8 protein-coding genes are annotated in these 8,791 nt (G+C 74.1%); 3 read left to right on the top strand and 5 right to left on the bottom strand.

Annotated elements, in window-relative coordinates; genetic code table 11:
• Positions 1-44 precede the first annotated feature (44 nt).
• The 3 genes from ACFWOG_RS22785 (at position 45) to ACFWOG_RS22795 (ending at position 2,870) form a co-directional block, all read left to right on the top strand.
• Positions 45-1,034 carry a ParA family protein gene (locus ACFWOG_RS22785; RefSeq protein WP_329884809.1) on the top strand — a complete coding sequence of 330 codons (990 nt, stop codon included), beginning with the start codon at positions 45-47 and terminating at the stop codon, positions 1,032-1,034.
• Positions 1,031-2,134, top strand: a complete 1,104-nt coding sequence (locus ACFWOG_RS22790) for a ParB/RepB/Spo0J family partition protein (protein ID WP_329948388.1) — start codon at positions 1,031-1,033, stop codon at positions 2,132-2,134. The genes ACFWOG_RS22785 and ACFWOG_RS22790 overlap by 4 nt, the downstream gene beginning before the upstream one ends.
• A gap of 121 nt (positions 2,135-2,255) precedes the next feature.
• The gene (locus ACFWOG_RS22795; protein ID WP_329884811.1) at positions 2,256-2,870 is read left to right on the top strand and encodes a GNAT family N-acetyltransferase; all 615 of its coding nucleotides are present in this window, start codon (positions 2,256-2,258) and stop codon (positions 2,868-2,870) included.
• Between the two features lie 138 nt (positions 2,871-3,008).
• Here the strand turns inward: ACFWOG_RS22795 and trxA are convergent, their stop codons facing one another.
• From trxA to ACFWOG_RS22820, 5 genes are all read right to left on the bottom strand, one after another.
• Complete coding sequence (trxA, locus tag ACFWOG_RS22800) at positions 3,009-3,335, bottom strand: thioredoxin (RefSeq protein WP_329884812.1); 327 nt, start codon at positions 3,333-3,335, stop codon at positions 3,009-3,011.
• Positions 3,336-3,484: 149 nt separating this feature from the next.
• Complete coding sequence (trxB, locus tag ACFWOG_RS22805) at positions 3,485-4,450, bottom strand: thioredoxin-disulfide reductase (RefSeq protein WP_380360630.1); 966 nt, start codon at positions 4,448-4,450, stop codon at positions 3,485-3,487.
• 173 nt (positions 4,451-4,623) lie between these two features.
• The gene (locus tag ACFWOG_RS22810; RefSeq protein WP_380360632.1) at positions 4,624-5,706 is read right to left on the bottom strand and encodes an anti-sigma factor family protein; all 1,083 of its coding nucleotides are present in this window, start codon (positions 5,704-5,706) and stop codon (positions 4,624-4,626) included.
• Complete coding sequence (sigM, locus tag ACFWOG_RS22815) at positions 5,703-6,491, bottom strand: RNA polymerase sigma factor SigM (protein WP_380360634.1); 789 nt, start codon at positions 6,489-6,491, stop codon at positions 5,703-5,705. The genes ACFWOG_RS22810 and sigM overlap by 4 nt, the downstream gene beginning before the upstream one ends.
• A gap of 56 nt (positions 6,492-6,547) precedes the next feature.
• Positions 6,548-8,602: a serine/threonine protein kinase gene (locus ACFWOG_RS22820; RefSeq protein ID WP_380360636.1), complete on the bottom strand. Its 2,055-nt coding sequence runs from the start codon at positions 8,600-8,602 to the stop codon at positions 6,548-6,550.
• Positions 8,603-8,791: the final 189 nt, after the last annotated feature.

The following is an 8,791-nucleotide window of genomic DNA, read 5'->3' on the forward strand; positions in this document are numbered from 1 at the left end:
CGGCGACTGTTGCCGCTCCGGTTTCACGTGAAACACTGACCCCCATGCAGGACTCGGAGACCATCGACCAGATCGATGACACGCCCATCGCGCGTGCTGCCCAGGCTGCGGTCCAGGCCATCGGCCGGGCGGGGGAGGGTCTGCCCAGGCCCGCCGCCACCCGGGTGATGGTGGTGGCCAACCAGAAGGGCGGGGTCGGCAAGACCACGACCACAGTCAACCTCGCTGCCGCACTGGCCATGCACGGCCTGCGCGTCCTGGTCGTCGACCTCGACCCGCAGGGCAACGCCTCCACCGCGCTCGGCATCGACCACCACGCCGAGGTGCCGTCGATCTACGACGTCCTGGTGGAGGGCAAGCCGCTGGCCGACGTGGTGCAGCCGGTGGTCGACGTGGAGGGGCTGTTCTGCGTCCCCGCCACCATCGACCTCGCCGGTGCGGAGATCGAGCTGGTCTCGCTGGTGGCCCGCGAGAGCCGGCTCCAGCGCGCCATCGCCGCGTACGAGCAGCCGCTGGACTACATCCTGATCGACTGCCCGCCCTCGCTGGGCCTGCTGACGGTCAACGCCATGGTGGCCGGCCAGGAGGTGCTGATCCCGATCCAGTGCGAGTACTACGCGCTGGAGGGCCTCGGTCAGCTGCTGCGCAACGTCGAGCTGGTCCGGGCGCACCTCAACCCGGTGCTGCACGTCTCCACCATCCTGCTCACCATGTACGACGCCCGGACCAGGCTGGCCGCCCAGGTGGCCGAGGAGGTCCGGACGCACTTCCCGCAGGAGGTGCTGCACACCGCCATCCCGCGCTCGGTCCGTGTCTCGGAGGCGCCCAGCTACGGTCAGACGGTGCTCACCTACGATCCGGGCTCCACCGGCGCGCTCTCCTACCTGGAGGCGGCCCGGGAGCTCGCGCTGCGGGCGGTGTCCGCAGCGGGCAACGGCTCGTTGGTGGGGCAGCAGCGGGACCGCGAGCAGCACACCCGACCGGGGCAGGATGCCCCGATGGCACAGCACGGCACGACGGAGGGCAATCGGTGAGTGGTCGCAGGGGTCTGGGACGAGGGCTTGAGGCGCTGATCCGCACCGCCGCGCCGGCGGACGGTGGGGCGGCGCAGCCCGGGGCGATCCCGCCCGCACCGGCCCCGGTGGCGGCCCCCGGGGCCGCCGCGCCGGCCGCGGTGCCGGTCCTGCCGACCAGCCGTGGCACGGTGGCGGCCAAGGCGGCGGTGGAGAGCCGGCGCGAGCTGGCCGACGGGGAGCGCGCCGACGCCGCTGCCGGGCCGGCCCAGCCGGTCGGCGCCTACTTCGCCGAGCTGCCGCTGGACGCGATCACCCGCAACCCGCGCCAGCCGCGCGAGGTCTTCGACGAGGACAAGCTGGCCGAGCTGATCACCTCCATCAAGGAGGTGGGCCTGCTCCAGCCGGTCGTGGTGCGGCAGGTGTCGCCCGAGCGCTTCGAGCTCATCATGGGCGAGCGGCGCTGGCGGGCCTCCCGGGAGGCCGGGCTGGAGCTGATCCCGGCGATCGTCCGGGCCACCGAGGACGACAAGCTGCTGCTGGACGCGCTGCTGGAGAACCTCCACCGGGCGGAGCTGAACGCGCTGGAGGAGGCCGCGGCCTACGACCAGCTGCTGCGGGACTTCTCCTGCACCCACGACGAGCTGGCGGACCGGATCGGTCGCTCGCGCTCGCACGTCTCCAACACGCTGCGGCTGCTGAAGCTCTCGCCGGGAGTCCAGCGGAGGGTGGCGGCCGGGACGCTGACGGCCGGGCACGCCCGCGCGCTGCTCGGCGTGGCGGATCCCGAGCAGCAGGAGGAGCTGGCCAGGCGGATCATCGCGGAGGGGCTCTCGGTGCGGACCACCGAGGAACTCGTCGTGCTGATGAGCGGGCAGGAGCCGAGGCCCAAGCGCTCGGCCGGGCCCAAGGCGGGCAAGCTGCTCTCACCGGCCTTCAACGACCTCGCGAGCCGGCTCTCCGACCGGTTCGACACCCGGGTCAAGGTCGAGGTCTCGCAGCGCGGCGGAAAGCTGGGCAAGGGCAAGGTCGTCCTGGAGTTCGGCTCGGTGGAGGACCTGAACCGGATCCTGGACAGCCTGGCACCGGGCGAGGACGGCTTGCGACTCTCGCAGGGCTGAGCCGCACCGAAGCGGCACACGATGGGTGCATGGTTCACGTGAGCGCTGTTTCACGTGAAACATGCACCCATCGGCGTTCGGGGGAATGCTCGACTGTGGAGTGGACGAGGAGGTGCGGGGCATGGGACGCCGGATCGTTCCGCTGACACTGGACAACCTCGCGGACCTGCCGACGACCTGCCGGTCCTGCGTGTTCTGGGAGCTGGACCCGGTCAGTGGGCGGGCGGCGGTCGAGTCCGGCAAGCCGGAGCTGGAGAAGGAGGGGTGGATCTCCGCCGTCCTGCTGGAGTGGGGCTCCTGCGGCCGGATCGTCTACGTGGACGACCAGCCCGCCGGGTTCGTGCTCTACGCCCCGCCCGCCTACGTCCCGCGCTCGCAGTCCTTCCCGACCAGCCCGGTCTCCTCGGACGCCGTCCAGCTGATGGTCAGCCGCGTGCTGCCGGGCTACCAGCGGCAGGGAATCGGGCGGGTGCTGGTGCAGACGGTGGCCAAGGACCTGCTGGGGCGGGGGTTCCGGGCGATCGAGGCGTTCGGCGCGGTGGGGCGGCAGCCGGTCAGCTGCGTGCTGCCGGCCGAGCACCTGCTGGCGGTGGGCTTCAAGACCGTCCGGCCGCACTTCCGGTACCCGCGGCTGCGGCTGGAGGCGCGGGCCACGCTCTCCTGGCGGGGGGACGTCGAGGGCGCGCTGGAGCGGTTGCTGGGCGGGCGGAAGGAGCCTGCGCTTCGGCCGTTCTGAGCGGCACGGCGACGCGCCGGTACGGCGGCCCGGAGGCGTCTCTCGTGCGGGAGCGGGCGGACGACGCAGGGACACGACGAGGGCGGGGCTCCCCTCCGTGGGGGAACCCCGCCCTCGTGGCGTCCGGTGGAGCGGGACCTAGATGAGGCCGTCCAGCTCCCGCAGCAGCGCGGCCTTCGGACGGGCACCGGTGATCTGCTTCACCGGCTCGCCGCCCTTGTAGAGGATCAGGGTCGGGATCGAGATGACGCCGTACTGTGCGGCGGTCTCCTGGTTGGCGTCGACATCGAGCTTGGCGATGGTCAGCTTGTCGGCGTTCTCTGCGGCGATCTCGTCGAGGATCGGGGCGACCTGGCGGCACGGGCCGCACCAGGTGGCCCAGAAGTCGACCAGGACGGGCTTGTCGCTGTCCAGGACATCGGCCTTGAACGTCGCGTCGGTGACGGTGGTGGTGGCGCCGGCCACGGGAACTCCTCGGGATCGAACGGAGGGGGCTGCTGCCAGGAGAACAACGGGCGGGCCCGTTCTGTTTCCTGCCTGGCCTGAGCCGGGCTTCTGGAAGCGGGGGTGTTTCACGTGAAACACCCCCGCGAGGGCTGTTCGGTGTGCGGGGCTCAGACCGCGACGGCGGCGGCCTGGGCCTCCAGGTCGGCCAGCGACGCCAGGTAGCGCTCGGCGTCCAGCGCGGCGGAGCAGCCGGTGCCGGAGGCGGTGATCGCCTGGCGGTAGGTGTGGTCGACGACGTCGCCGGCCGCGAAGACGCCCGGGACGTTGGTCCGGGTGGAGGGGGCGTCGACCTTGAGGTAGCCCTCGGCGTCGAGCTCCAGCTGGCCCTTGAAGAGGTCGGTGCGCGGGTCGTGGCCGATCGCGATGAAGAGGCCGGTGACCGGCAGCTCCCGGGTCTCGCCGGTGGTGGTGTCGCGCAGGGTGACGCCGGTCAGCTTCGGGTCGCCGTGGATGGACTCGACCGCGCTGTCCCACTCGAAGCTGATCTTCTCGTCGGCGAAGGCGCGCTCCTGCATCGCCTTGGAGGCGCGCAGGCTGTCGCGGCGGTGGATGACCTTCACGCTGCGGGCGAAGCGGGAGAGGAAGGTCGCCTCCTCCAGCGCGGTGTCGCCGCCGCCGACCACCGCGATGTCCTGGTCGCGGAAGAAGAAGCCGTCACAGGTGGCACACCAGGACACGCCGCGCCCGGAGAGCTTGTCCTCGTTCGGCAGACCGAGCTTGCGGTGCTGGGAACCGGTGGTGACGATCACGGCGCGGGCCTTGTGGACGTTGCCCTCGGAGTCGGTGACGGTCTTGACGTCGCCGGTGAGGTCGACCGAGACGATGTCGTCCGGGATCAGCTCGGCGCCGAACCGCTCGGCCTGCGCCCGCATGTTGTCCATCAGCTCGGGGCCCATGATGCCGTCCCGGAAGCCGGGGAAGTTCTCGACCTCGGTGGTGTTCATCAGGGCACCACCGGCGGTGACGGCGCCCTCGAAGACCAGGGGCTTGAGGGCAGCCCGGGCCGTGTAGAGCGCAGCCGTGTAGCCGGCCGGGCCGGAACCGATGATGATCACGTTACGGACGTCGCTCACTGCATCTCCTGGTTCGCATCGCGACCCGCGTTTGCTGCGGGGAGGGCGGTCCTGCTCCGCCGCCCGGGACAACGACTGACCAGTGTCTCGCATTCCCAGGCGGATCAGTACCAGCCGCCCGCACTGTGGGAGTGTCGGACGGGCCGGAGCGTGGATCGCACGGGAACCACCGGTCAGCGGGAGGGAACCACGCGGTGCAGCAGGACCGGACCGCATCGGGGTGCGCGGAGGTACACGTCGACCTGGTCCGTCCGGCCGGGCAGTCCGTAGACGAGGACCTCGGCGGGCGTGCCCCCGTAGCTGCCCAGGTCGGTCGCCAGCAGCGGGCCGGTGGCGGGGGCCGGGCAGGTCGGGGTGGAGCGTCCGCCGCCGGTCAGGCCCTGGGTGTCGGCGGGCGGTACGGCGGTCGCGCCGGAGGCCTCGGGCGGCCGTGACGGCTTGACGGGAGTGCCGGGCGTGTCGGGCGTGTCGGCGGGCGGTGCGGCGGTCCCGGTGCCGCTCCCTCGGCCGGCGAGCAGCAGTTGGACCTGTGCGGCGAGCAGTTCGTCGCGGTAGGCCGTCCCGCCGCCGTGGTCCGGGTCGGCGCCCCCGGTGTCCTCCTTGGTGCCCGGGACGGCGGGGCTGCCGGGGAGGACGTGGCCGGCGGCGGGGCTGCCGGCCGAGACCGTGCTGGTGTCCTGGAGCTTCCGGTCGGCCCCGGCGGTCAGGGCCAGGAAGGTGCCGCCGAGGCCGACCGCGAGCAGTGCGGCGACCGAACCGAGCAGCAGGGCGGCGCGCCGGCGCCGGGTGCGGGGACGTCCGGGGCCGGTGGTAGCGCCCGGGTGCCCGGCCGGCGCCCTGGAGGGGGTCTCGGCCGGTGTTCCCGGGGTCGGGGTGACGTGGGGGGGCCGGGGCGCCGCGGTGTCCTTCCCGGGGCCCCGGAGGGCGTTCCCGGGGGTGCGGTGGGCAGCCGCCGACTCGTCCTGGGCGGCTGCGGACTCGTCCTGCTCGGCCGCGGCCGCGGCGAGGGCGGCGTCGATCCGGGCGGCGACGTCGGCGGGCACGGGCGGGGCCTCGGCCGCGCCGAGCAGCGTCCGCACCTCGGCCAGTGCGTCGGCGGTCTCCCGGCACTCGGCGCAGTCGGCCAGGTGCCGGCGGAGCGCCCCGGCGGCGTCGGCGGGCTCGACCAGTCCCTCGGCGAGGTCGGCCAGCTCGTCGACCGAGGGGTGCGGTCCGGTGGCGGGTGCGGGGTCGGGGGAGGAGAGGGGTGCGGTCATCGCGTGCTCGCATCTCCTTCCAGAATCGGCCGGGCGGTGTCCGGGGCTGTCCCTGTGACGGTCCGCGGGCCGGGTGGGTTCCCGGACGGACCGCTCGCGGCGGGCGGCTTCTGCGCCCGTGCCGGTGGCCCCGCGTCGGCCGGGGCGGGTGCGGACGCCGGCCCCCGGGCGGGCGGTGTTTCACGTGAAACACCGGCGGCCTCCTCGCGGAGGTGGCGGACCAGCGGCAGCAGCCGGGCCCGGCCCCGGGCGCAGCGGCTCTTCACCGTCCCGACCGGCACCCCGAGCAGTTCCGCGGCCTCGGCGACCGGGTAGCCCTGCATGTCGACCAGGACCAGGGCCGCCCGTTGTTCGGCGGGCAGCTCGGCGAGCGCGGCGGTCACCTCGCGGTGCACCTCGGCGCGGACCACCGGGGAGTCGGCCGGCTCGGACGAGCCCACCAGCGCGTCCAGCCGCCGGGGGTCGTCGTCGAGCGGCTTGGTGCGGCGGCCGGCCGCCCGGCGGGCGCGGTCCAGACAGGCGTTCACCACGATCCGGTGCAGCCAGGTGGTGACGGCCGAGCGGCCCTGGAACGTGTGGGCGGCGCGGAACGCGGACACCAGGGCGTCCTGCAGGGCGTCGGCGGCCTCCTCGCGGTCGCCGAGGGTGCGCAGGGCGACCGCCCAGAGCCGGTCTCGGTGGCGGTTCACCAACAGGCCGAAGGCCTCCCGGTCGCCGCAGACGTGCCGGGCGAGGAGCGCCGCGTCGTCGTCGGTCCGCTCCGGTCCGTCGTCCGCCACTGCCACCCCTCGCCGTCCGTGCCCCGCCGCCGTCCCCGCCGCTGCCGCCGTCCCGGGTCGGCTCAGCCGGAGACCCGGACCTCCGCGACGTGGCCGCGGTACTTCCCGTCCGAATCCTTCGACAGGCCGGTCAGCCAGATCAAGAGGTAGCGGGTGGTGACCGGGTTGTCCAGGTTGTACTCGACCGCGGTGCCGGCCTTCTTGCCCGCGACCGTGAAGTCCCCGGGCTTGGCGGCCATCGGGTCGCCGGTGACCCCCGGTCCGGGGATCCGCAGCTCGGCCGTGGTGGCGGTGCCGAACTGCACGTTCACCGACGAGACCGGCTGCTGCGTGCCGAGGTCGAGCAGCAGGCCGATGCCCTCCTTGGCCGGCGGCTTGGGACCGAACGGGTCGTTGTACCAGCCGCTGGTCCACTCGGTGTCGGGCTTGCCGTCGATGGCGTTGGGGAGGGAGTCCTTGCCCTGCGGGGACGTGCCCAGCGGGTTGTAGTCGAACGCCTCCTTGACCGGGATCGGCACCGGTGTGCGCGGGGCCGCGTGGGTGGTGGGGGAGGCGGAGGTGTTGCTGGGCTGGGGGGCCGCGACGGCGGGGCCGGTGCCGCGCAGGTTGTCCACCAGCTGCCAGGAGGCGACGCCGATGGCGCCGAGCGCGACCGTCCACGCCGTCACCTTGACCACCCGGCGCAGCCGCCGCCCGGTGCGCCGCGCCGGGGCGGCCGCCATCGGGGTCGGCCCCGTGCCGGGGGCCGCCACCACCCGGGTCGGGTTGGGCGCGGTGGGCAGCGCGTGGGTGTTGTGCCGCGGCGGGGCGGCGAAGACCGGCAGTTCGGGCTCGGGCTGGCGGATGCGCGGCATCAGCGCGATCGCCTTGGCCAGCTCCTCGGGGGTGGCGATCGGCTCGGCGTGGTGCGGCGGGTGGTCGAACAGGGCGCGGGCGGCCAGTTCGGAGAGGCCCTTGTGGACCCCGGCCCGGACCTGGGCCGGCGGCACGTCGCGGAGGTTCCTCGGGAGCCCCTGGAGGTCGTAGCGGTCCTCCGGGAACGGCCAGCGGTGGGTGAGCGCGGCGTACAGCAGCGCGCCGATGGCCCGGGTGTCGGCCCGCTCGGCGTCCTGGGCGGTGCCGTCGACGGGCAGGCCGCGCAGGGCCGCGTCCACCGCGATGCCGTTGATCCGGTACTGGCCGCTGTCGGTGCGCAGGACGCAGCGCGGCGTGAGCCGCAGGTGCGCCTGGCCGCGCCGGTGGGCGGCGGCGACGGCATCGGTGACCTGGCGGACCATCTGGTAGGCCTCGTGCGGCTCCATCGGTCCGTCGGCGAGCAGCTTGGCGAGGTCGGAGGCGTGCGGCAGCCACTCGCGCACGACGTAGACCAGCTCGCCCTCCTGGACGGCGTCCAGGACCTGGACGAAGCGCGGGTCGTTGAGCAGGGCGGCCGACTTGGCGGCGGCCAGCACCTTGCGGGACCGCTGGTGGCCGGAGGCCATCAGGTGGACGCCGACGTCGCGGCGCAGCTTCTCGTCGACCGCGCGCCAGCTGCTGAAGGTCTCGGTCGAGGAGATGCACTCCTCCAGCCGGTACCGGTGGCCGATCATGTCGCCGCTGTGCCGCAGCGGGGCGGGCAGGGTCTGCGGCAGGGTGGCGGTGTCCCGGGGGTCGTGGGTGGGCTGCGGGTCCTGGGGCGGGCGCCCGGGGGGCCGGCGGGTGGTCGCCCCGGCGGCGGCCCGGCGGCGGGCCTCGGCGGCGCGTGCGGCTCCGGAGGCAAGCTCTGCGGCGATCTCGGAGGCCGACAGCGGGGCGGTGGTCTCCGAGGTCTCCTCGCTCCCTGCGGGGGAGACGCTTCCGGCGGGGGTGACGCCCGGCGAACCGGCGTCGGAGGGCTCGGCGTCGGAAGGCTCGGTGCCGGGGTTCTCGGTGCCGGAGGGCTCGGTGCCGGAGTGCTCGGTGTCCGGGGCGTCGGCCCCGGGGGAGTCGGTCTCCGGGGAGTCCCGTCCGTCGTCGTCGGCCGTGGTGGCCCGGGCCGTGCCTTCGGCGAGTTCGTCGATCGCCGCGGCCAGTGCGGCCTCGTCCGCCGCTCCGTCCGTCGTTGACGTGTCGACGACCGCCTTGGTGCCATCAGCCACCGTGGTCCTGCCTCCCCTTTGTCGCCCCGGGCCTGAGTGAGTCTTTGGTGCTCGCGGCCAGTGGCCCCGGTGCTCCAGGACAATTGTGCCCACTCTTCTCCACCGGGTACGACCGCTGAAAGGTCCGCGTGGTTGCGCGACGGTGGAGAGATGTGGTGCAGATCCGGCGTCGGGCCGCTCTGCCGGCCC

The sequence above is a fragment of the Kitasatospora sp. NPDC058406 genome, assembly GCF_042722765.1.
GTDB lineage: Bacteria > Actinomycetota > Actinomycetes > Streptomycetales > Streptomycetaceae > Kitasatospora.